The sequence below is a fragment of the Kocuria sp. LHG3120 genome, from assembly GCF_049897445.1.
Taxonomy (GTDB): Bacteria; Actinomycetota; Actinomycetes; order Actinomycetales; family Micrococcaceae; genus Kocuria; species Kocuria rosea.
Window position 1 is genome coordinate 14,521 of record NZ_JAFCWG010000004.1, and the last position, 21,966, is coordinate 36,486.

The window sequence follows — 21,966 nt, forward strand, 5'->3', positions numbered from 1 at the left end:
CCGCCTGGACACGCAGCGGCCCCCGGGACAGGCTGGGTCCGGATCCCCGCCCCTCGACGACCGGGAGCAGCGCATGCACGACGACGGGTCCGCGGGTGCCGTGGACGTCCTGCTCCCGGCGCCGGCGTCCCCCGGGTTCCTCCGGGACTTCCTGGCCTCCCAGGCCGTGCCCGGGTGCGACGACCTCGCGGGCGGCGCCCACCGGCGCCCCGTCGTGGTGGACGGAGCCGTCCGCACGGTGACGGTCGACTGGAGGGGCCTCACTCCGGCCGGTCTGCCGGTGCGCGTGGGGCCCGGGGCGGCGGAGACCCTGGAGCCCGTGCTGGAGCGGGTGCGCCGCTGGCTCGGCGAGGGCACGGAGTCCCCCGCGGCGGACCGCGCCCTGGCGGCCGACCCCGTGCTCGCCGCGGACGTGCGCGCCTGGCCCCTGATCCGGCTGCCCGGTGCACCGGACGGCTTCGAGACGGCAGTCCTGACCGTACTGGGGCAGCAGGTCTCCCTCGCCGCGGCCCGCACCTTCGCCGGGCGCCTGGTCCGCCACCACGGCATCCCCGTGACCGGCGGCGCCACCGCCTTCCCGACGGCCCGCCGGATCGCCGGGACGGACCCGGCCCGGCTGCAGCGGGACGTGGGCGTCACCACCCGCCGGGCCGCGACCGTGCACGCGCTCGCCGTGGCGGTCCGCGACGGACTCGTCCTCGACGCCCCGCCGGGACGTGCCGGCGTGCCGGCCGGGGAGGACGCAGCCGTGCTGCGCGAGCGCCTGCTGGCCCTGCCCGGCATCGGCCCGTGGACGGCCGGGTCGATCTCGCTGCGCGTCCTGGGCGACCCCGACGTCTTCCTGCCCCAGGACCTGGTCCTGCGGCGCGCGCTCGGGGCGGCCGGGGCGGCCGCCGCAGCGGCGACCGCGTCCGCCTGGAGCCCCTGGCGCAGCTACGCCGTGATGCGGCTGTGGGCCCGCGCGGCGTTCCCGGACTCGGCCGCCCTGCCCGCCGGCGGGGACCGCGCAGCGCCCGGCGGCCCCGGCCCCGACGGGGGCCCCGGAGGGTCCGGGGCCCGCTGAGCCCGGCCGGCGGCGCGGGCCGGCCGCCGGGGCCGGCGGCTACGCCGAGCCGGGCACGAGGTCCCGGCTCTCGGCGAAGTGGCAGGCCGCCGGGTGGCCCTGGCCGCGGTCGACGAGCTCCGGCTCCTGCTCGGCGCACACGTCCTGCGCCTTCCAGCACCGCGTGCGGAACCGGCACCCGGAGGGCGGGTTCGCGGGACTGGGCAGGTCGCCGCTGAGCATGATCCGCTCGCGCCCCCCGCGCAGGGCGGGCTCGTGGACCGGCACCGCGGAGAGCAGGGCCTGCGTGTACGGGTGGGCGGCCCGGTGGTAGATCGCGTCCCGGTCGCCCGTCTCCACCACCTTGCCGAGGTACATCACCGCGACCCGGTCGCTGAGGTGGCGCACCACCGAGAGGTCGTGGGCGATGAAGAGGAAGGACAGGCCGAACTCGTCCTGCAGGTCCTGCAGCAGATTGATGACCTGTGCCTGGACGGAGACGTCCAGGGCCGAGACCGGCTCGTCGCAGATGATCACCTCGGGGCGCAGGGCCAGGGCCCGTGCGATCCCGATGCGCTGCCGCTGGCCCCCGGAGAACTGGTGCGGGTATCTGTTGGCGTAGTCGGGCCGCAGCCCCACCCGCTCCAGCAGCTCCCGGACCGTGGCCGCGCGGTCCTGCCGCGCCACGGCGTTGGGGTGCACGTCCCAGGCCTCGGCCACGATGTCCCCCACCGTCATCCGCGGGTTGAGGGACGAGTAGGGGTCCTGGAAGATGATCTGCACGTTGCGGCGGTACTCCCGCAGCTGCCGCGAGGACATCGCGGCCACGTCCCGGCCCTTGTACAGGACCTGGCCCGCGGTGGGCTGCTGCAGCGCCATGATGAGCTTCGCCACGGTGGACTTGCCGGAGCCGGACTCGCCCACGAGCCCCAGTGTCTCCCCCGGGCCGAGGGTCATGCTCACGCCGTCCACCGCCTGGACCTGGCCCACGGTCCGCCGCAGCAGCACCCCCTGGGTGAGGGGGAAGTGCTTGGTGAGCCCGCGCAGCTCCAGGAGGGGCGCGTCCGCCGTCGTCGTCGGCAGGGTGTCACTCATGCTCGAGCTCCTCGCTGTAGTGGCACGCGGCCGTCCGGCCCGGCACGACCTCGCGCAGCACCGGGACGTCCGCGGCGCAGTCCTTGCCCGGCGCCGCCGTCCGCCCGAACCGGGCCATGGGGCAGCGCGGGTGGAACGCGCAGCCGGCGGGGACGGCGGAGAGGTCCGGCGGGGTCCCGGCGATGGGCAGGAGCCGCTCGCCCTGGGACTCGAGGCTGGGCATCGAGGACATCAGCCCCCGGGTGTAGGGGTGCAGGGGCGCCGAGAGCACCTCGTCGACCGTGCCGTTCTCCACGATGCTACCCGCGTACATCACCGCGACCCGGTCGGCGACCTCGTTGACCACCCCCAGGTCGTGGGTGATGAGGATGACGCCCATCCCGGTCTGCGTGCGGAGCTCGGTGAGCAGGTCCATGATCTGGGCCTGGACGGTGACGTCGAGCGCGGTGGTCGGCTCGTCGGCGATCAGGATGTCCGGGTCCAGCGCGATGGCCATCGCGATCATCACGCGCTGGCGCATGCCGCCGGAGAACTGGTGCGGGAAGTCGCCCACGCGTTCCCGGGCCGCGGGGATCCCCACGCGCTCCATGAGCTCGATCGCCCGGGCCTTCGCCTCCTGCCGGGAGGCGCCCCGGTGGGCGCGGAACAGCTCGCCGATCTGGTGGCCCACGGAGAAGACCGGGTTCAGCGCGGAGAGGGCGTCCTGGAAGACCATGGCGATGCCCGGCCCCCGCACCGCCCGCTGGTCCCGGCGGCTCATGCCCAGCAGGTCCTCGCCGTGGAAGCGGATCTCGCCGTGCGTGATGCGGGCGGGCGGGATGTCGAGGATGCCCATGACGGCCTGGGCGCTGACGCTCTTGCCGGAGCCGGACTCCCCGACGATCGCGAGGGTCTCGCCGGCCCGGACGGTGTAGCTGATCCCGTTGACGGCCCGGACGGTGCGCCGGCGGGAGCGGAACTCCACCGCGAGGTCGTCGACCTCGAGCACGGGGCCCGCCGCGCCGCCCGGCGGCGCGGGCACGGGGGCGGGGGTGGGAGCGGGGACGGAGGAGGGTGTCATCGGCGCAACTTCGGGTCGAGGGCGTCGCGCAGCGCGTCGCCCATGAGGATGAACGAGAGCACGGTCAGGGACAGGAACAGCGACGGGAAGAGGATCAGGTGCGGGGCGTCGCGCAGCCTGTTCTGCGCCGCGTTGATCTGCAGGCCCCAGGAGATCTCGGGCAGCTGCAGGCCCACGCCCAGGAAGGTGAGCGTCGCCTCGGAGGCGATGATCGTGCCGACCGCGATGGTGGAGTAGACCAGGACGGGCGCCACGGCGTTGGGCAGGATGTGCTTGGTGAGGATCCGGCCGGTCCGCGCGCCCAGCGCCCGGGCCGCCTGGACGTAGTCGGCCTCCTTGACCCCGATCACGTTGGAGCGGACCAGGCGCATGGCCGTCATCCAGCCGAACGCGATCAGCGCGAGGGAGACCTCGAGCACCCCGCGCTCGGGCAGCACGGAGAGCAGGATGATGGCGCCCAGGATGAGCGGCAGGCCGTAGAAGATGTCGGTGATCCGGGCGAGCAGCGAGTCGAGCCAGCCGCCGTAGTAGCCGGCGAGCGCGCCCACCACCACGCCGATGGCCAGGGTGCCCAGGACGGCGAGGAAGCCGATGGCCAGCGAGATGCGCGCGCCGTGCACCACGTTCGAGTAGTAGTCGCAGCCCTGGACGTCGTAGCCGAACGGCGCCCCGGGCTGCGGGCCCTCCCCCGAGCGGCCGAGGCTGCAGGCCCGCGGGTCCACCGAGGTGAACACCTGCGGGGCGAGGGCCATCACCGCGAACACGACGAAGAGCAGGGCCCCCACCAGGAAGAAGGGGTTGCGGAGCAGGCCCTTCCAGGCGTCCCGCCACAGGCTGACCTGCTCGATGTCCCCCGCGGCCGCCGCCGAGGCGATCTCGTCGGCGCGGTCGTCCACGCGGTCGGAGAAGGTCTCGTGGTGGGCGTCCCGCTCCTCGCGGACGCTCTCCGGACGCGGCTCATTCATAGCGGATCCTCGGGTCGAGGGCGGCGTAGAGGACATCGACCACCAGGTTGAAGAAGATGTAGAAGAAGACGAACAGGGTGACGATCCCGACGACGACGGCGCCCTCCTGCCGCAGCACCGCGTCGTAGACCGCCCGGCCGAGACCGGGGATGTTGAACACCGACTCGGTGACGATGGCCCCGCCCATGAGGGCGCCGAGGTCGGCGCCGATGAAGGTGACCACCGGGATGAGGCTGTTGCGCAGGGTGTGCTTGCCGACCACCGACACCTCGCTGAGGCCCTTGGCGCGTGCCGTGCGCACGTAGTCGCTCTGCAGGTTCTCCGCGAGGCTCGTGCGGGTCAGCCGGGCCACGTAGGCGAGCGAGAGCGCCGCGAGCACGAAGCCGGGCAGGACGTAGCTGTACCAGCCGTCCGAGATGCCGGCGATGGGGAACCAGCCGAGCCGCACGCCGAAGACGTACTGGGCGAGGAAGCCGAGGACGAAGACGGGGATGGACACGACCACCGTGGTGGAGACCAGCACGAGGTTGTCGAAGAAGGACCCGCGCCGCAGGCCCGCCAGGACGCCGGCGAGGATGCCGATGAGGATCTCGAAGGCCACGGCCACGAGGGCCAGCCGGGCCGTCACCGGCAGCCGGTCCACGATGGTGTCGAGGACGGGACGGCCCGAGAAGTCGGTGCCGAAGTCGCCCTGCACCAGGCCGCCCAGGTACTTGGCGTACTGGATCAGCAGCGGGTCGTCGAGGTTGTACTCGGTGCGCAGCTGCGCCTGCACGGCCTCGGACAGCGGCCGGTCGCCGGCCAGCGCCCGGATGGGATCGCCGGGCAGCGCGTAGACCATCGAGAAGATGAGCAGGGACGCGCCCAGCAGCACCGGGACGGTCAGCAGCAGACGGCGGAGGACGTACCGCCCCATGGGTCTCCTTGTGTGTGCGGAGGTGTTGCGCGGACAGGTGGGCCCGGGGCGCCCCGTGCGGGGCGCCCCGGGTCAGGGTCGGATCACTCCGAGGTGACGACGACGTCCTCGACCTCGACGCGGCCGAAGCTGTTGACGTAGACCTCGTCCACGTTCTCCGAGTGGGCGTACTGCACGAGCCCGAAGAACAGCGGCGTGGCCGGCATGTCGGCCACGAGCAGGTCCTCGGCCTCCTGGTAGGCCTGGATCGCCGCGTCGATCGAGTCGGCGGCGTTGCCCTCCTGCAGCTTGGCGTCGAACTCCTCGTTCGAGTAGAACGTCACGTTCGACCCGGCCGGCGGCAGGGCCGCCGTGGAGTACGTCGGGCCGAGCATGTTCTCCATGACCGGGTAGTCCATGATCCAGCCGGAGCGGAACGGGCCGGTCATGCCCTTCTCGTCCTGCTTGGGCAGGTACTCCGCGAACTGGAGGTCGCCGCGCAGCTGGTACTCGACGCCCAGGTTCTCGCGGAGCTGGTTGCCGACGGCCTGCATCCACTCCTCGTGGCCGGCGCCGGCGTTGAACCACAGGTCCACGGGCTCGGACTTGTCGAAGCCCGCCTCGTCGAGCATCCGGTTGGCCTCCTCGACGTTCAGCTCGCACGCGTCGCAGGCGTCCTCGCGGTGGCCGTCGATCACGGGCGAGACGAAGGACGCGGCCGGGGTGCGGGAGCCCTGGAAGATCGCGTCGGTGATCGCCTGCCGGTCGATGGCCATGGAGAAGGCGCGGCGGACCTCCGGGTCGGCGAAGCGCTCGTCGTAGGTCGGGAAGCCGAGCGCGGTGATGTCGCCGCGCGGGGTGGTCTTGAACCGCTCGCCGAACTGGTCCTCGGCGGAGGCGATGGCGTCCGGCGGGATCTGGTCGACCACGTCGAGCGAGCCGGCCTGGAGGTCGTTGTAGGCGGTGTTGATCTCGGTGTAGACGCGGAACTCCACGGCGGCGGCCTTGGCCGGCTCGTCGCCGCCGAACTCGTCGTAGCGGGTGAGCGTGATGCCCTGGCCCTCCTGGAAGGCCTCGTCCGCCTTGAACGGGCCGTTGCCGATCGGCTGCTCGCCGAAGCCCTCGGGGTCCTCGAAGAACGCCTCCGGCATCGGGAAGAACGCGGTGTAGCCGACGGTGGTCGGCCACTGCGCGTAGGGCTCGCTGAGGGTGACCTCGAAGGTCTGCTCGTCGACGACGCGCAGGCCGGACATCTCGGTGGCGGTGGGGCTCGCGCCCTCCTCGCCCTGGAGGGCGTCGTAGCCCTCGACGTTGGAGAAGAAGTAGGAGTTGCCCTGCGCGTTCTCGCTGTTGGCCACGTAGTTCCACGAGTCCACGTAGCTCTGGGCGGTCACCGGGGACCCGTCGTGGAAGGTCCAGCCGTCCTTGAGGCTGACCGTCCACGTCGTCTGGTCCTCGGACTCGATCGACTCCGCGACGCCGGTGTAGACGGCCTCGTTGGACTCCCGGTCGTACTCGACCAGGCCGGTCCAGAGCGCGTCGACGACCTGGCCGCCCTCCGTCTCGCCGGTGTTGCCCGGCAGCAGCGGGTTCTCGGGCTCGCCGATGTACACGCTGAAGGTGCCGTCGCCGCCGCCCTCGGCGGAGGTGCCCCCGCCGTCTCCCCCGCCGCACGCGGTGAGCAGCAGGGCTCCGGAGAGCGCCACTGACGTGCCCGCGATCCGCTTCGTTCTCATCGTTTCCTCCATGGGTCGATACGGGCCCGCCAGGAGTGCTGGGTTCGCAGTCCGAGGGGGACGGGGCCACGCCGGGGCGAGCACGGGGCTCGCGTCGTGGAGCACGGGGCTCCGGGCCCGACGTGACGGAGATCACCGTCCGCCGCACCCAGAAGAAATCTATGTGGTCCGTTCGGGGGACGACAGCAGACACGCCAGGAGAAACAGGAACCGCCGGTATCAGTTACCCATTCGTAACAACAACGCCGGGCTCCGAGCCCCCGCGGGGCGGAGGTCGGCTCAGCCGGCGACGGCCAGTCCCCCTGTCCCCGCCCCGAGAGCGGCGGAGCGCAGCACGGAGCGCACCTCGTCCAGCTCCGTCGCGGAGGCCTCGGCGAGGAGGCAGAGCGGGACGCCGTGCCGCGCCGCCCAGCGGATCTCGGCGTGCAGAGCGGCCACCGCCCGGTCCAGTGCCCAGCGCGCCGACTCGAGGGCGCCGTCGAGGGGGGCGACGTCGAGACCGATGCCCACCTCCTCGCCGGAGGCCACGGCGTCGAGGGCGTGGTCGAGCGCCCACTCCGCGGCCTCCACCTCTCCCGCCGCGGTGAAGACCCGCTGGAGGAGCCCGGCGGGGTGCAGACCGAGGCCGTCGTCCTGGCGGCCGGGGGCGGCGTCGTCGGGGTGCTCCGGGAGCAGCGGGACGTGGACGGGGTCGACCGACCGGAACGCCGGCCGGGGGGACAGTGCACTGCTCATCATCGAACCTTCCTCAGGACCTGCGACCGCGCCCCCCGTCCGGCGCCCGGCGCAGGCCGGAGAGGCCTGCTCCCATGGAACCAGCGACCCCGGCGGACTTCCAGAGGGGCGCCGGTGAACACGTCACAAACGCCTTGTGACCTGCGACAATGCAAACGCGTCAAGTGGACAGGAGATGATCCGGCTCCTAGGGTCGGAGGCGGCCCGAGGGGGATTCGGGACCGTCGCCGCACCGGGCCCCCGCCCGGGCGCACCGACGTCCGCACCGGCCCCTCCCCCGGGCCGGCCGGACGTGCCACCGGCCGGCCGCCCGGATCCCCGCGAGCCGCCCCGTCCGCGCGCACCCCTGCGCACCCCCCGCGCACGGGCCGCACCGGTCCCCGCCGGCAGCGGTCACGATCCCCTGCGCGCCCCCGCCCCCCGGAGATCCCATGAGCCGAACGTCCGAAGCCCCCACGACCGGCACCATCCGCACGACCGTTGCGGCCCCCGCCCGCAGACCCCGCCTCATCGCCGTGGACGCCGCCCGCGGCCTGGCGCTGATCGGCATGATCGCGGTCCACATCCTGCCCGCCCACGACCCCGGGACCTTCGAGCCCACCCTCCAGTGGAGCCTGTTCGGCGGGCGCGCCGCGGCGCTGTTCGCCCTGCTGGCCGGGCTGAGCCTGGCGTTCTCCTCGGGCGGGCGCACCCCGCACCGGGGCCGCGCGCTGACGGCCACCCGCGCCGGCCTGGTGGTGCGGGCCCTGCTCATCGCCGCCGCCGGGCTGGCGATCAACCAGGTCATGCCGTCCCCGGCGCCCGCGCTGGGCATCCTCGTCTACTACGGCGCGTTCTTCCTGCTCGCCGTCCCGCTGCTCGGCCTGCGGCGCCGCACGCTGGCCGCCGTCGCGGCGCTCGCCGCGGTGCTGGGCCCCGTGCTCGTGCACGTCCTCGGCCCCGCCCTGCCCCAGGCCGGAGCCGTCAACCCCACCCTCGGCAGCGCGCTCGCGGACCCGGGCGCCACCCTGGCCCAGGTGCTGCTGACCGGGACCTACCCGGCCGTGCCCTACCTGACGTACCTCTGCGCCGGTCTGCTCCTCGGCGGGACCGACCTGCACGAGGTCGTGGTGCGGGTCCGGATCGCCGTGGCCGGCGTGGTCCTGGCGCTCGGGGCCTGGTTCGTCTACTGGGTGCTGGTCCTGCAGGCCGGCGGCTACGACCAGCTGCTGCGGCACACCCCGTGGCTGAGCGAGGACCAGGTCGACGAGATCCTCGTCTGGGGCCCGAGCCCGGATCTGCCCACCTCCACGTGGTGGTGGCTGCTCACCCCCGGACCGCACAGCAACACCCCGGTGACGCTGCTCATGGACCTGGGCACCGGCCTGGCCGTGCTGGGGCTCTTCCTGCTCGTCGCGCGCCCGAACCGGCTGTGGACCACCCTGGGCGCCATGGGGGCCCGCACCCTGACCCTGTACTCGGCCCACCTGCTCGCCCTGGCCACGACGCTCCACTACGAGGACCGCGTGCTCTGGTTCGCCGTGCACGTGGCCGTGGCCGCCGGCTTCGCCGTGCTCTGGCAGGCGACGTTCGGTCAGGGACCGCTCGAGCGGGTGATCGCGGCCGCCGTCCGGGGCACCCGCCGCCTGGTCCTGGGCGCCCCCGCCCGGACGGCGGAGTCCCCGCGGGCCTAGCGGGTCCCGCGCCGGCGGCGCCTGCGTCCGCGCCGCCCGCCGGTGTGGCTCCTGACACACCGGCGGGCTATGCTCCTGACATGTCACGATTCAGTCCCCTGGAGTGGCCGGTCCTCCGGCAGATCCGTTCGGGCGACCTGCTCGGTCGCGGACCGGCGGTGACCTCGGAGCGCACCCGGACGACGAGCCCGCGCACGACCACCGCGGACCGGGTCGTGCAGAGCGTCTGCCCGTACTGCGCGGTCGGCTGCGGCCAGCGGGTGTACGTCAAGGACGAGAAGGTCGTCCAGATCGAGGGCGACCCGGACTCGCCGATCTCCCGCGGCCGCCTGTGCCCCAAGGGCGCGGCCAGCGAGCAGCTGGTCAACGCCCCCGGCCGGCAGACCGAGGTGCTCTACCGTGCGCCCCGGGCCACCGAGTGGCAGCGGCTGGACCTCGGCACCGCCCTCGAGATGGTGGCCGACCGCGTCCTCGAGGCCCGCCGCAACGGCTGGCAGGACGCCGACGAGCAGGGCCGTCCGCTGCGCCGCACCATGGGCTTCGCCGCCCTGGGCGGCGCCACGCTGGACAACGAGGAGAACTACCTCATCAAGAAGCTCTTCACCGCCGCGGGAGCGATCCAGATCGAGAACCAGGCCCGTATTTGACACTCCGCCACGGTTCCCGGTCTGGGAGCCTCGTTCGGACGTGGCGGTGCCACGCAGTCCCTGCAGGACATGGCCAACGCCGACTGCATCGTCATCCAGGGCTCCAACATGGCCGAGTGCCACCCTGTGGGCTACCAGTGGGTGACGGAGGCCAAGGCCCGCGGCGCCCGGGTCATCCACGTCGACCCGCGCTTCACCCGCACCTCGGCGGTCGCTGACAAGCACGTCCCGATCCGGGCCGGCTCGGACATCGTCCTGCTCGGCGCCCTGGTCAACCACGTGCTCACCCACGACCTGTGGTTCGAGGAGTACGTGCGCGCCTACACCAACGCCGCCACGCTGGTGAACGAGGACTACCGCGACGCCGAGGACCTCGACGGGCTGTTCTCCGGGTTCGACCCGGAGACCGGCCAGTACGACATGTCCACCTGGGCCTACGCCGAGAAGAAGGACGGCGCCGGGGACCACGACGGCAAGGTGGACGCGCCCGCGGGCGATCCCGACGACGGGGCCGAGGCCGGCGCCGAGGCCGTGGAGGAGGCCGCCGGCCAGCAGCTCGGCAGCGGCGGCGCCCCGATGGAGCACGCCCGCATGCAGCGCGACGAGACCCTGCAGGACCCCCGGACGGTGTTCCAGATCCTCAAGCGGCACTACGCGCGCTACACCCCCGAGATGGTGCAGGAGGTGTGCGGCGTCTCCCCCGAGGACTTCGCGTACCTGGCCCGCTCCATCACGGAGAACTCCGGGCGGGAGCGGACCACGTGCTTCGCCTACGCCGTGGGCTGGACCCAGCACAGCCTGGGCGCGCAGTACATCCGCACCGCGTCCATCCTGCAGCTGCTGCTGGGCAACATGGGCCGTCCCGGCGGCGGGATCATGGCCCTGCGCGGGCACGCCAGCATCCAGGGCTCGACCGACATCCCCACGCTGTTCAACCTGCTGCCCGGCTACCTGCCCATGCCGGTGGCCGGCACCCACGACACGTTCGAGGACTACCTGGCCGCGATCGCGTCGAAGAAGCAGAAGGGCTACTGGGCCGAGGCCGACGCCTACACGACGAGTCTGCTCAAGGCCTGGTGGGGGGACGCCGCCACCGCGGACAACGACTGGGCCTACGACTACCTCCCGCGCCTCACCGGGGCGCACGGCACGTTCCAGACGCTGACGAGGATGCTCGACGACGAGGTGGAGGGCTACTTCCTGCTCGGCCAGAACCCCGCGGTCGGCTCCTCCAACGGCCGGATGCAGCGGATGGCCATGTCCCACCTCAAGTGGCTGGTGGTGCGGGACCTCAACCTCATCGAGTCGGCGACGTGGTGGAAGGACGGCCCGGAGATCGCCTCGGGCGAGCTGCGCACCGAGGACATCGAGACCGAGGTGTTCTTCCTGCCCGCGGCCACGCACGTGGAGAAGTCGGGCACCTTCACCCAGACCCAGCGGCTGCTGCAGTGGCGCCACCAGGCCGTGGCCCCGCCGGGCGAGTGCCAGAGCGAGCTGCAGTTCTTCTTCGAGCTGGGCCGGCGGATCCGGGAGCGGCTGGCCGACTCCGACGACGAGCGCGACCGCCCGCTGCTCGACCTCACCTGGGACTACCCCGTCGACGAGCACGGCGAGCCGGACCCCGAGGCGGTGCTCGCCGAGATCAACGGCCGGCACCTCACCGGCCCGGACGCCGGGAAGCCGCTGTCCTCCTACACCGAGATGCGGGCGGACGGCTCGACCTCCGGCGGCTGCTGGATCTACACCGGCGTGTACGCCGACGGCGTCAACCGCGCCGCCCTGCGCCGGCCGGGCCAGGAGCAGGGCCCCGCCGCGCTGGAGTGGGGCTGGGCGTGGCCGGCCAACCGCCGGCTGCTCTACAACCGCGCCTCGGCCGACCCGGAGGGCAGGCCCTGGAGCGAGCGCAAGAAGCTCGTGTGGTGGGACGAGGAGCAGGACGAGTGGGTCGGGGACGACGTGCCCGACTTCCCGCTCCACCTCGCCCCGGGCACCCGTCCCGACCCCGACGCCGGGGGCGCGGCCGCGCTCGCCGGGGACGACCCGTTCATCATGCAGGCCGACGGCAAGGGCTGGCTGTACGCGCCCAAGGGTGTGCTGGACGGGCCGCTGCCCACGCACTACGAGCCGCAGGAGTCGCCGGTCGCCAACGCCCTGTACGCCCAGCAGCGCAACCCCTCGCGGGTGCTGTTCGCCCGCCAGGACAACCTCACCGCGCCGAGCGCCGGTGAGCCGGGGGCCGATGTGTACCCCTACGTGTTCACCACGTACCGGCTCACCGAGCACCACACCGCCGGGGGCATGAGCCGGTGGCTGCCGTACCTCTCGGAGCTGCAGCCGGAGATGTTCTGCGAGGTCTCCCCCGAGCTCGCCGCCGAGTGCGGGCTCGAGCCGTACGGCTGGGCCACGATCGTCTCGCCCCGCGCGGCGATCGAGGTGCGGGTGCTCGTCACGGAGCGGATGACCCCGCTCGTGGTGCGCGGGCACACCGTGCACCAGATCGGGCTCCCGTACCACTGGGGCGTGGGCGACGACGCCGTGGTCAGCGGCGACTCCGCCAACGACCTGCTGGGCCTGACCCTGGAGCCCAACGTGCAGATCCAGGACTCCAAGGTGGGCTCGTGCCACATCCGCCCGGGCCGCCGGCCGCGGGGCCCCGAGCTGCTCGACCTGATCCTGGAGTACCAGCAGCGCGCGGGCGCCACCGTGGAGACCGGCAACACCCGGATCGACGTCCCCGGCACCGACCGGAGCACCGGTCCGGGCACCGACCCGACCACCGACCCGATGAGGGAGCACTGATGGGCCAGCTGGCCGGACCGACCGATCCCACGGCCGACGCGCACTGGGAGCACGCGCACGCGCGGAAGGGCTTCTTCACGGACACCTCGATCTGCATCGGGTGCAAGGCCTGCGAGGTGGCCTGCAAGGAGTGGAACCAGAACCCCCAGGACGGGGACCTCGAGCTGCTCGAGTCCTCCTACGACAACACCGGCGCCCTGGGCGCCAGCACGTGGCGGCACGTGGCGTTCGTCGAACAGGACAGCGAGCGCATCGAGGAGGCCCGCGAGTCCGGGCGCAAGCTCGTGAGCCTGGGCATGCCACGGGTCGGCCCGCCCGAGGCGCGCCCGCAGCCGGCCGCCGGGGACATCACCCCGCCGGACACCCCGGAGTTCCGCTGGCTGATGTCCTCGGACGTCTGCAAGCACTGCACGCACGCCGGGTGCCTCGACGTGTGCCCCACCGGGGCGCTGTTCCGCACCGAGCACGGCACCGTGGTGGTCCAGGACGACGTCTGCAACGGGTGCGGCACCTGCGTGGCCGGCTGCCCGTTCGGCGTGATCGAGCGGCGCACCGACGGCACGGCCGCCCCGCGCACGGAGCGGGACGGGCAGCCCGGCAAGCCCGGCAAGCCCGAGGTGAAGAACGTGGGCGTCGCCCAGAAGTGCACCCTGTGCTACGACCGCATGGTGGACGACCAGACGCCCGCGTGCGCGCAGACGTGCCCCACGACGTCCATCAAGTACGGCGAGCACGACGACATGGTCGACCAGGCCCGGCACCGGGTCGCCGAGCTGCACGCCCAGGGGCGCACCGAGGCGCGGCTCTACGGCGCCAACGAGCTGGACGGCGTCGGCGGCACCGGCTCGGTGTTCCTGCTGCTCGACGAGCCGGAGGTCTACGGGCTCCCGCCCGACCCGCGGGTGCCGACCGCGGACCTGCCCCGGATGTACCAGCGGGCCGGGCTGGCCGCGGCGGGCATGCTCGCCGCCGCCGCCCTGGCCTTCGCGGGGGGCCGCTCGTGAGCCTGTCCGAGTTCGACGGCTACCGTCCGCCCGAGCCGCCGCGCCGCCGGCGGCGGGACGGCCCGCGCCGCCGGGGCGCCGGGCAGGGCGGCGGCGACGGCTCCCGGGAGATGCCGATGGTCCCGGAGCCGGACTTCGGCTCCTACTACGGCCGCCCGGTGGTCAAGCCGGCGCCCTGGGGCCACGAGGTCGCCGCGTACCTGTTCCTCGGCGGCGTGGCCGGCGGCTCCGCGCTGCTCGCGCTCGGCGGTCAGCTCACCGGCCGGACCGAGCTGCGCCGCAACGCCCGGCTGGGCTCGGTGACCGCGCTCGGCCTCGGCGGCGCGGCGCTGGTCGCCGACCTCGGCCGCCCGGAGCGCTTCCTGCACATGCTGCGCACGTTCAAGCCGACCTCGCCGATGAGCATGGGCACGTGGATCCTCAGCGCGTTCGGGGCCGGCATGGGGACCGCGGTCGCGTCCGAGGTGGACCGGATGACCGGCTCCCGCCTGCCGCTGGGCCCGCTGCGCCCGGTGCTGCGCGCCGTGGAGGGACCGGCCGGCGTCGAGGCCGCGATCTTCGCCGGCCCGCTCGCCGCGTACACCGCGGCGCTGCTCTCCGACACGGCGACGCCCACGTGGAACGCCGCCCGCGAGGACCTGGCGTTCGTCTTCGTGAGCTCGGCGAGCCTCGCCTCGGGCGGTCTGGCGATGGTCACCACCTCGGTCGGCGAGGCCGGGCCCGCCCGGCGGCTGGCCGTGCTGGGCGTGGCGGGGGAGCTGATCGCCACGAAGCTGATGGAGCGCCGGATGGACCCGGTGGCGGCCGAGCCGCTGCACCACGGCCAGGCCGGGACCATGCTGGCGTGGAGCGAGCGGCTGGCGGTCGCCGGCGGTCTCGGCACGCTGCTGGGCGGGCGGCACCGGGCCGTCGCCGCGGTCTCGGGGCTGGCGCTGCTGGCGTCCTCGGCGCTCACCCGGTTCGGCGTGATGGAGGCCGGTCTGCACTCGGCCGTGGACCCCCGCTACACGATCGAGCCGCAGAAGGCCCGGCTGGCCGCCCGGCGCGCCGCAGGGATCACCGACGACTCGATCACGACCGTCGGCTGAGCGCCCGGCGCCGTGACCCGGCGGGGCTCAGCGCACGTGGAGTCCGGACCCGGCCACGGTGTGGCCCACCACGGGGTAGCCCGGCACCTCGCCGACCACGAGCAGGCCGCCCGAGGTCTGCGCGTCGGCCAGCAGGAGCAGGTCGTCCTCGGTGACACCGGTCCCCGCCCGCAGGTGCGGGCGCACCCAGTCCAGGTTGCGGCGGGTCCCGCCGGAGACGTAGCCGTCCCGCAGCGCCTCGGCCGCACCCTCCACGAGGGGCACGGCGCTCCGGTCGAGCACCGCGCCCACCCCGGAGGCACGGCACATCTTGTGCAGGTGCCCGAGCAGGCCGAAGCCGGTGACGTCCGTGGCCGCCCGGGCCCCGGCCGCCAGCGCCGCCTCGGCCGCGTCCCGGTTGAGCCGGGTCATCGTGGCGAGCGCCTCGGCGAAGACCTCGCCGGTCGCCTTGTGCCGGTTGTTGAGCAGTCCCACGCCGATGGGCTTGGTGAGGGTCAGGGGCAGCCCCGGTGCGGCGGCGTCGTTGCGAAGCAGCCGGTCCGGGTGGGCCACACCGGTCACGGCCATGCCGTACTTCGGCTCCGGGTCGTCGATGGAGTGCCCCCCGATCACCGGGCACCCCGCCTCGGAGGCGACCGCCAGGCCGCCGCGGAGCACCTCGGTCATCAGCTCCATGGGCAGCACGTCGCGGGGCCAGCCCACGAGGTTGATGGCCATGACCGGGCGCCCGCCCATGGCATAGACGTCCGAGAGCGCGTTCGCGGCGGCGATCCGGCCCCAGTCGTAGGCGTCGTCGACCACCGGGGTGAAGAAGTCGGCGGTGGACAGCACCGCGAGGTCCTCGCGCACCAGGACGGCCGCGGCGTCGTCGCCGTCGTCGAGACCGACCAGCACGCCGTCCCCCGCCTGGCCGGTGAGGCCCCGGACCGCGTCCTCGAGCTCGCCGGGCGGGATCTTGCACGCGCATCCGCCGCCGTGGGCGAAGCCGGTCAGGCGGACCGTCCCGGGCGCTGGCAGGGGCGGGGTCGGCGTCCGGGTCTGATCCATGTCGTCAGCCTACTGGTGACGGCGGTGCTAGGTTGGGTGACGGAGGCGTCCGGGTCCTGGTGGGCCCCCCGGTCTTCAAAACCGGTGAGGCCGAGCACCTCGGCCTGGCGGGTTCGATTCCCGTCCGCCTCCGCCAACCCCCTGCGCCGCTCACCCGCGCACCGACCACCCGCACCGCGTGCCGCCCGACGAGGAGGGACTGTGGCCCTGGACGACCCGCGCCGCCTGATCCCGCGCACCGACCAGCTCCTGGCCCTGCCGCCCGTCCGCCGGGCGCTCGAGCGGCTGAGCGAGGACGTCGTCCGCGCGCTGGTGCGCGAGACCCAGGACCGGGCGCGGCGCGGCGAGATCGCCCCCGGCGAGGTCGAGCCGGCGGTGCTCGCCGCGCTCGGGGCCCGCTCCGCCTCGAGCCTGACGCCGGTGCTCAACGCCACCGGCGTGGTGGTGCACACCAACCTCGGCCGCGCCCCGCTGTCCGCGGCGGCGCTCGACGCGCTGGTGACGGCCGGCGGGTACGTCGACGTGGAGCTCGACCTGGTGAGCGGCACCCGCTCCCGCCGCGGCGCCGCCGCCCGGGCGGCCCTGCTCGCCGCCTGCCCACCCGCCGAGGACGCCCTGGTCGTCAACAACGGCGCGGCCGCCCTCGTGCTGGCCACCACGGCCCTGGCCGCCGGCCGCGAGGTGGTGATCAGCCGCGGCGAGCTCGTCGAGATCGGGGCCGGCTTCCGGCTGCCGGAGCTGATCGAGTCGACCGGCGCCCGGCTGCGCGAGGTGGGCACGACCAACCGGACCCACCTGCGCGACTACGCCGAGGCGATCGGCCCGGAGACCGGCTGCCTGCTCAAGGTGCACCCGAGCAACTTCCGGCTGGAGGGGTTCACCTCGGCCGTCGAGGTCGACGAGCTGCGGCCGCTGGCCCGGGCCCACGGCCTGCCCCTCGTGGCGGACCTCGGCAGCGGGCTCCTCGTCCCGGACCCGCAGCTGCCGTCCGAGCCCGACGCCGCCTCGGCCCTCGAGGGCGGTGCCGACCTCGTCATCGCGAGCGGCGACAAGCTGCTCGGCGGCCCGCAGGCCGGGCTGCTGCTCGGCGGCTCGGACGCCGTCGCCCGGCTGGCCGCCCACCCCCTCGCCCGGGCGGTCCGCGCCGACAAGCTCGCGCTCGCGGCCCTGGAGGCCACGCTCACCGGGGGGCCCGCCCCGGTCACGACCGCGCTGCACGCGGACCCGGACCGGCTCCGCGACCGGGCCGAACGGCTCGGCGCGGCCGTCGGCGCACCCGTGGTCGCCCACGACGGCCGTGTCGGCGGCGGCGGCGCGCCCGGCGTGCCCCTGCCGGGGTGGGCGGTGCGGCTGCCCGAGGCGGCGGCCCCGCTGCTGCGCACCGGCCGCCCGGCCGTGCTCCCCCGGGTCCACGACCGCGCGTGCCTGGTCGATCTGCGCTGCGTGCCCGAGTCCGAGGACGAGCGCCTGCGCGCGGCGGTGCAGGCGGCCCTGACCGCCCTGGCCGGGGCGGACGGCGGCCCGGGAGGGACCCGGTGAGCGTGCACGTCGTCGCCACGGCCGGGCACGTCGACCACGGCAAGAGCACCCTGGTGCGGGCCCTCACCGGGATGGAGCCCGACCGCTGGGAGGAGGAGCGTCGCCGCGGGCTGACCATCGACCTGGGCTACGCCTGGACCGCGCTGCCGTCCGGGCGCGACGTGGCCTTCGTGGACGTCCCGGGCCACGAGCGCTTCCTCGGCAACATGCTCGCCGGTCTCGGCCCGGCTCCCGTGGTCTGCTTCGTGGTCGCCGTCGACGAGGGCTGGCAGGCCCAGTCCGGCGACCACCGCGACGCCGTCGCGGCCCTCGGCATCGAGCACGGCGTGGTGGTGCTCACCCGCGCCGACCGGGCCCCCGGGCGCACCGGCGAGGTGCTGGCCCAGGTGCGCGCGGAGCTGGCCGGGACCGGTCTGCACGACGCTCCCGTGGTCACCGTCTCGGCCCTCGAGGGCACGGGCCTCGACGAGCTGCGTGCCGTCCTCGACGACGTCCTGGCGCGGGCGCCCGCCCCCGCCCAGGGGCGGCTGAGGCTGTGGGTGGACCGGTCCTTCACGATCACCGGCTCCGGGACGGTGGTGACCGGCACGCTGGCCGCGGGATCGCTCCGGCAGGGCGACCGGCTGCACCTGCTCGGGCACGGCGGGGCCGTGCCGGTCGTGGTCCGGGGCATGCACAGCCGGAACGTGGCCCACACCGCGCTGGAGCCGTGCACCCGCGTGGCGCTCAACCTGCGGGGGGTCTCCGCCTCCGACGTGCACCGCGGCGACGCCCTGGTCACCCCCGGCACGTGGCCGCTCACCGACGTCCTCGACGTCCGCCGGGCCACCGGCCCCGCCCTCACGGACACGGCCGAGCACCTCGTGGTCCACGCCGGCACCGCGGCCGTGCCCGCCCGGCTGAGCCCGTTCGACGACGACCACGCCCGGCTGGTCCTGGACCGGCCCCTGCCCCTGGTCCTCGGGGACCGCCTGGTGCTCCGCGACCCCGGCAGCCGCTCGGTGCTCGGCGGCGCCCAGGTCCTCGACGCCGACCCGCCCGCGCTGCGGCGGCGCGGCGACCGGGCGCGCCGCGCCGTCCGGCTCGCCGGCACGGACCTGCGCGGGGATGTCAGCGCGGAGGTGTCCCGCCGCGGCGCGGTGCCGGCGCAGCACCTGCACCGCCTCGGGCTGGTGACCACCGCGGACGCCGCCCCGCCCGGCGACGTGCGCGCACTCGGCGGCTGGTGGGTGCACGCCCCCGTGCTCGAGTCCTGGACGCAGCGGCTGCGCACCGCCGTGGAGGAGCTGCACGCCCGGGATCCCCTGGCCGCGGGTCTCTCGCGGGGCGCCGCCCGCGACCTGCTCGCGCTGCCCGACGCCGCGCTGGTCGACCCCGTGGTCCGCGGCGCCGGCCTGGAGCAGGACGGCGGGCACGTCCGGTCCCCGCACCACCGCGGCGGCCTCGGCGCCCACGAGACCGCCGTGCTCGAGCTGGAGCGGCGGCTCGGGGCCGAGCCCTTCCGGAGCCCGGAGGCCGACGAGCTGACGGCGCTGCGGCTCGGCGCCCGCGAGCTCGCCGCGGCCGAGCGCACCGGCCGGCTGCTCCGGCTGGGGGACGGCGTCGTGCTGCTCCCCACCGCCCCCGCCCTGGCGATGCGCGAGCTCGCCCGGCTGCCGCAGCCCTTCACCACGAGCCAGGCCCGCCAGGCGCTCGGCACCTCCCGGCGCGTCGCGATCCCGCTGCTCGAGCACCTCGACGCCCGCGGCTGGACCCGGCGGCTGGACGCCGGCCACCGGACCGTGGCGCGCTGAGCCCTCGGCCCGGGACGGCCCTGCCGGCCGCTCCGCCGCCCGGCTCCTATCCGCGCAGCGCCCTGAGGTGCTCGACCGCCTGGGGCAGCACCTTCTGCAGGTCGCCCACGATGCCGAGGTCGGCGATCTCGAAGACCGGCGCCTGCTCGTCCTTGTTCACGGCCACGATCGTGCCCGCCGTCTGCATCCCGGCGCGCTGCTGGACGGCCCCGGAGATCCCGCAGGAGACGTAGAGCTGCGGGGAGACGGTGCGCCCGGTCTGGCCCACCTGCGCCTCGGGGCCGATCCACCCGGCGTCCACCGCCGCGCGGGAGGCCCCGATCGCGCCGCCGAGGACGTCGGCGAGCGCCTCGAGCGGCCCGAAGTCCCCGCCCGTGCCGCGGCCGCCGGCCACGACCACGCGCGCCTCGCCCAGCGCCGGGCGCCCGGAGGCCGGCAGCGCGGACCGGCCCACCACCCGGGCCGCGGGCACGGTGTCCTCGAGCGCGTGCGTGCGCACCCGCGGGCGCTGCGCCCCGGCCGGCCCCGCGCCGGGGGCGCCCGCGGCGGCGTGGGCCGCGGGGTCGGCGGGGAGCTCGACCGAGTTGGGGCGGACGGTCGCGATCAGCACCGGGCTCGTGGCCCGGCACCGGGTGGTCCACACGCCGGCGAGGACGGACTTGGTGGCGACGAGGTCGGCGTCGAGGGCGACCACGTCGGTGACCACCCCGGCCCCGAGCCGCACGCCCAGGCGCGCGGCGACGTCCTTGGCCTCGGGGGTGGCGGCGAGCAGCAGCGCCGTGGCGCCGGTCTCCCGGGCGGCGGCCTCCGCGAGCGCGACCGCCGGCGTGGTGAGCCGGTCGCCGGGCCCGCCCTCCGGGGCGTGCACGGTGCCCACCCCGTGGGCGGCGAGCTCGCCGAGCAGGGCGTCGCCGGGCGCGTCCGGCACGACGACGTGCGTCTCGCCCAGCGTGCCGGCGAGCACGAGCAGCTCCCGGTCGGCGCGGCGCAGCCGGTCCGTGGTGGCCAGCACCACCAGTGCGACGGTCGTGGTCATGGTCGTCCTCCTCCTGCCCGGCGGGCGGGCGCGTGCGATGGGGGTCCGGCGGGATGCGGCCGGGTGCTCAGACGAGCTTCCGGGCCACGAGGAACTCGGCGAGGCGGATGCCGCCCTCGCCGTCGTCGGCCACGACCTCCCCGGCGGTCCGGGGCGGGCGCGGCACGGCGTCGAGCACCTCGGTGAGCGAGCCGGCAAGGCCCACGTCCCCGGCGTCCAGGCCGAGGTCGGCGACGGACCACGTCTGCACGGGCTTCTTCTTGGCCGCCATGATCGCCTTGAAGTTGGGGTAGCGCGGGGTGTTGACCTGGTCCGTCACGGCCACGAGCGCCGGCAGCTCCGCGGCGACCCGGAGGGCCTCGGTCTCGGTGTGCCGGACGGCCGTGAGCGAGGCGCCGTCCTCGGCCAGCGCCAGGGAGCTCGCGAAGCCGACGTGGGCGAGGCCGAGCCGCTCGGCGAGCTGACCGGGGACCAGGGACGTCTCGCCGTCGGTGGACGCCATGCCGGTGAGCACGAGGTCCACGGCCCGGTCCTCCGCCGCGGCGATCCGCTGCACCGCCGCGGCGAGCACCCGGGCGGTGACCCAGGCGTCGGAGCCGGCGAGGGCGTCGTCGAGCACGTGGAACCCGGCGTCGGCGCCCAGCTGGAGGGCGCGCTTGAGCGCGCCCGTCGCACCCGCGGGTCCCAGGGTGAGGGCGAGCACGCGGTGCCCGGCCGCCGCGCCCCCGTGCGTCTCGACGATCTGCGCGGCGGCCTCGAGGGCGTACTCGTCGAGCTCGGAGAGGATCCCGGACGCGCGCTCGAGCAGGGGCGGGCTCCCGGCGAGGACGCGGTCCCCCGCGGCGTCGGGGACGTGCTTGACGGGGACGACGATCGTCAGGGGCTGGCTCATGGTCTCCTCCGGGCGGGACGGGGATGGACGGGACGGGGCGGTGACGGGGTGGTGACGGGCGGTCCGCGCGGACGGACGGGGTCTCAGGCGTCCGCGCGGCGCACGAGGCGCTCGGCGTGGCGGATCAGGGGTGCGTCGACCATCCGCCCGCGGAACGCGAAGACGCCGGGGGTGCGGCGGGCGGCGGCGAGCAGCTCGCGGGCCGCGGCGACCTCCTCGGGGCCGGGCCGGTAGGCGGCGCGGACGGTCCCGACCTGCCCGGGGTGGAGGCAGGCGGTGGCCGCGAAGCCGGAGGCCACCGCGTCGAGGGCCTCCTCGCGCAGCCCGTCGTGGTCGGCGAGGTCGACGTGCACCGCGTCGATCGCGGGCCGGCCGGCGGCGCCGGCCGCGAGCAGGACGGCGGAGCGGGCGTGGCGGGCCACGTCCCGGTAGGTGCCGTCCCGGCGCCGGGACGAGCTGCCGCCGAGCGAGGCCACAAGGTCCTCGGCGCCCCACATCAGCGCGACCACGTTGGGGGACCGGGCGATCTCGGCCGCGTTGACCACGCCCTCCGCGGTCTCGCACAGCGCGACGACGCGGTGCAGGCCCAGCTCGGCGGCGACGGCGAGCCGCTCCGCGGAGGCGGTCTTGGGCAGCATCACGGTGGTGTACCCGGTGTGCCGCAGGGCGACGAGGTCGTGGGCGAAGTCCTCGGTGTCCTCGGCGTTGATCCGCACGATCGTGCGGGCGGGGTCCAGGGGCGTGGCCACGAGGGCGTCCCGGGCGGCGGGCTTGGCGGAGGGCGCCACGGCGTCCTCGAGGTCCAGGATCACGGCGTCGGCGCGCTCGGCCGCCTTGGCGTAGCGCTCGGGGCGGTCGGCCGGGCAGAAGAGCAGGGCGGGTCCGAGGGTGAACGGGTCGGTCATCGGGGCTCCTTGGCC

Annotated in this window: 17 protein-coding genes and 1 tRNA gene; 8 read left to right on the forward strand and 10 right to left on the reverse strand. The window is 75.1% G+C overall.

Features of this window, described 5'->3' with window-relative positions; translation table 11 throughout:
• Window positions 1-73: 73 nt before the first annotated feature.
• Window positions 74-1,063: a DNA-3-methyladenine glycosylase gene (locus tag ACP7CD_RS09035; protein ID WP_368826390.1), complete on the forward strand. Its 990-nt coding sequence runs from the start codon at window positions 74-76 to the stop codon at window positions 1,061-1,063.
• A gap of 39 nt (window positions 1,064-1,102) precedes the next feature.
• Here the strand turns inward: ACP7CD_RS09035 and ACP7CD_RS09040 are convergent, their stop codons facing one another.
• The 6 genes from ACP7CD_RS09040 to ACP7CD_RS09065 all read right to left on the reverse strand — a co-directional run bounded on the left by ACP7CD_RS09040 (window position 1,103) and on the right by ACP7CD_RS09065 (window position 7,528).
• Entirely contained in the window at window positions 1,103-2,137 is a 1,035-nt protein-coding gene (locus ACP7CD_RS09040) for an ABC transporter ATP-binding protein (protein ID WP_017833153.1), read from the reverse strand.
• Entirely contained in the window at window positions 2,130-3,197 is a 1,068-nt protein-coding gene (locus ACP7CD_RS09045) for an ABC transporter ATP-binding protein (RefSeq protein ID WP_031282879.1), read from the reverse strand. The genes ACP7CD_RS09040 and ACP7CD_RS09045 overlap by 8 nt, the downstream gene beginning before the upstream one ends.
• Window positions 3,194-4,162 (reverse strand): ABC transporter permease, encoded by a 969-nt coding sequence (locus ACP7CD_RS09050; RefSeq protein WP_109221407.1) that lies wholly within the window; start codon window positions 4,160-4,162, stop codon window positions 3,194-3,196. The genes ACP7CD_RS09045 and ACP7CD_RS09050 overlap by 4 nt, the downstream gene beginning before the upstream one ends.
• A complete protein-coding gene (locus ACP7CD_RS09055) occupies window positions 4,155-5,078 on the reverse strand; it encodes an ABC transporter permease (protein ID WP_017833150.1) in 924 nt (307 codons plus the stop codon). The genes ACP7CD_RS09050 and ACP7CD_RS09055 overlap by 8 nt, the downstream gene beginning before the upstream one ends.
• Before the next feature lie 83 nt (window positions 5,079-5,161).
• Window positions 5,162-6,793 carry a peptide ABC transporter substrate-binding protein gene (locus ACP7CD_RS09060; protein ID WP_426120034.1) on the reverse strand — a complete coding sequence of 544 codons (1,632 nt, stop codon included), beginning with the start codon at window positions 6,791-6,793 and terminating at the stop codon, window positions 5,162-5,164.
• 279 nt (window positions 6,794-7,072) lie between these two features.
• The gene (locus tag ACP7CD_RS09065; RefSeq protein WP_426120035.1) at window positions 7,073-7,528 is read right to left on the reverse strand and encodes a hypothetical protein; all 456 of its coding nucleotides are present in this window, start codon (window positions 7,526-7,528) and stop codon (window positions 7,073-7,075) included.
• 431 nt (window positions 7,529-7,959) lie between these two features.
• Between ACP7CD_RS09065 and ACP7CD_RS09070 the strand changes: the two genes are divergently transcribed.
• The 4 genes from ACP7CD_RS09070 to nrfD all read left to right on the forward strand — a co-directional run bounded on the left by ACP7CD_RS09070 (window position 7,960) and on the right by nrfD (window position 14,739).
• Window positions 7,960-9,201, forward strand: a complete 1,242-nt coding sequence (locus ACP7CD_RS09070) for a heparan-alpha-glucosaminide N-acetyltransferase domain-containing protein (protein WP_426120036.1) — start codon at window positions 7,960-7,962, stop codon at window positions 9,199-9,201.
• Between the two features lie 80 nt (window positions 9,202-9,281).
• A complete protein-coding gene (gene fdh / locus ACP7CD_RS09075; RefSeq protein ID WP_426120037.1) occupies window positions 9,282-12,647 on the forward strand; it encodes a formate dehydrogenase in 3,366 nt (1,121 codons plus the stop codon).
• A complete protein-coding gene (locus ACP7CD_RS09080; RefSeq protein WP_426120038.1) occupies window positions 12,647-13,651 on the forward strand; it encodes a 4Fe-4S dicluster domain-containing protein in 1,005 nt (334 codons plus the stop codon). The genes fdh and ACP7CD_RS09080 overlap by 1 nt, the downstream gene beginning before the upstream one ends.
• Complete coding sequence (gene nrfD, locus ACP7CD_RS09085) at window positions 13,648-14,739, forward strand: NrfD/PsrC family molybdoenzyme membrane anchor subunit (RefSeq protein WP_426120039.1); 1,092 nt, start codon at window positions 13,648-13,650, stop codon at window positions 14,737-14,739. Before ACP7CD_RS09080 ends, nrfD begins: the two co-directional genes overlap by 4 nt.
• 27 nt (window positions 14,740-14,766) lie before the next feature.
• Here nrfD and selD read toward each other — a convergent pair whose 3' ends face one another.
• On the reverse strand, window positions 14,767-15,786 hold the full coding sequence (gene selD / locus ACP7CD_RS09090) for a selenide, water dikinase SelD (protein WP_336650354.1): 1,020 nt from the start codon (window positions 15,784-15,786) through the stop codon (window positions 14,767-14,769).
• A 41-nt stretch (window positions 15,787-15,827) separates the two neighbouring features.
• Between selD and ACP7CD_RS09095 the strand changes: the two genes are divergently transcribed.
• From ACP7CD_RS09095 to selB, 3 genes are all read left to right on the forward strand, one after another.
• Window positions 15,828-15,922: transfer RNA gene (locus tag ACP7CD_RS09095), tRNA-Sec, on the forward strand.
• Window positions 15,923-15,987: 65 nt separating this feature from the next.
• Complete coding sequence (selA, locus tag ACP7CD_RS09100) at window positions 15,988-17,325, forward strand: L-seryl-tRNA(Sec) selenium transferase (RefSeq protein WP_426120040.1); 1,338 nt, start codon at window positions 15,988-15,990, stop codon at window positions 17,323-17,325.
• A 2-nt stretch (window positions 17,326-17,327) separates the two neighbouring features.
• Complete coding sequence (gene selB / locus ACP7CD_RS09105) at window positions 17,328-19,118, forward strand: selenocysteine-specific translation elongation factor (protein ID WP_426120179.1); 1,791 nt, start codon at window positions 17,328-17,330, stop codon at window positions 19,116-19,118.
• Between the two features lie 46 nt (window positions 19,119-19,164).
• On the opposite strand, the gene ACP7CD_RS09110 is transcribed toward selB, so the two are convergent.
• The 3 genes from ACP7CD_RS09110 to ACP7CD_RS09120 all read right to left on the reverse strand — a co-directional run bounded on the left by ACP7CD_RS09110 (window position 19,165) and on the right by ACP7CD_RS09120 (window position 21,951).
• On the reverse strand, window positions 19,165-20,154 hold the full coding sequence (locus ACP7CD_RS09110) for an electron transfer flavoprotein subunit alpha/FixB family protein (protein WP_426120041.1): 990 nt from the start codon (window positions 20,152-20,154) through the stop codon (window positions 19,165-19,167).
• 67 nt (window positions 20,155-20,221) lie between these two features.
• Window positions 20,222-21,046: an electron transfer flavoprotein subunit beta/FixA family protein gene (locus tag ACP7CD_RS09115; protein ID WP_426120042.1), complete on the reverse strand. Its 825-nt coding sequence runs from the start codon at window positions 21,044-21,046 to the stop codon at window positions 20,222-20,224.
• 83 nt (window positions 21,047-21,129) lie between these two features.
• Complete coding sequence (locus tag ACP7CD_RS09120; RefSeq protein WP_426120043.1) at window positions 21,130-21,951, reverse strand: HpcH/HpaI aldolase/citrate lyase family protein; 822 nt, start codon at window positions 21,949-21,951, stop codon at window positions 21,130-21,132.
• Window positions 21,952-21,966 lie beyond the last annotated feature (15 nt).

Bases quoted from the DNA above. Each gene is read 5' to 3' on its own strand.
- ACP7CD_RS09060 (WP_426120034.1), bottom strand. From the start codon at position 6,793: ATGAGAACGAAGCGGATCGCGGGCACGTCAGTGGCGCTCTCCGGAGCC.
- ACP7CD_RS09050 (WP_109221407.1), bottom strand. From the start codon at position 4,162: ATGAATGAGCCGCGTCCGGAGAGCGTCCGCGAGGAGCGGGACGCCCAC.
- ACP7CD_RS09040 (WP_017833153.1), bottom strand. From the start codon at position 2,137: ATGAGTGACACCCTGCCGACGACGACGGCGGACGCGCCCCTCCTGGAG.
- ACP7CD_RS09080 (WP_426120038.1), top strand. From the start codon at position 12,647: ATGGGCCAGCTGGCCGGACCGACCGATCCCACGGCCGACGCGCACTGG.
- ACP7CD_RS09120 (WP_426120043.1), bottom strand. From the start codon at position 21,951: ATGACCGACCCGTTCACCCTCGGACCCGCCCTGCTCTTCTGCCCGGCC.
- ACP7CD_RS09070 (WP_426120036.1), top strand. From the start codon at position 7,960: ATGAGCCGAACGTCCGAAGCCCCCACGACCGGCACCATCCGCACGACC.
- selD (WP_336650354.1), bottom strand. From the start codon at position 15,786: ATGGATCAGACCCGGACGCCGACCCCGCCCCTGCCAGCGCCCGGGACG.
- ACP7CD_RS09055 (WP_017833150.1), bottom strand. From the start codon at position 5,078: ATGGGGCGGTACGTCCTCCGCCGTCTGCTGCTGACCGTCCCGGTGCTG.
- ACP7CD_RS09045 (WP_031282879.1), bottom strand. From the start codon at position 3,197: ATGACACCCTCCTCCGTCCCCGCTCCCACCCCCGCCCCCGTGCCCGCG.
- ACP7CD_RS09035 (WP_368826390.1), top strand. From the start codon at position 74: ATGCACGACGACGGGTCCGCGGGTGCCGTGGACGTCCTGCTCCCGGCG.
- ACP7CD_RS09110 (WP_426120041.1), bottom strand. From the start codon at position 20,154: ATGACCACGACCGTCGCACTGGTGGTGCTGGCCACCACGGACCGGCTG.
- ACP7CD_RS09065 (WP_426120035.1), bottom strand. From the start codon at position 7,528: ATGAGCAGTGCACTGTCCCCCCGGCCGGCGTTCCGGTCGGTCGACCCC.
- ACP7CD_RS09115 (WP_426120042.1), bottom strand. From the start codon at position 21,046: ATGAGCCAGCCCCTGACGATCGTCGTCCCCGTCAAGCACGTCCCCGAC.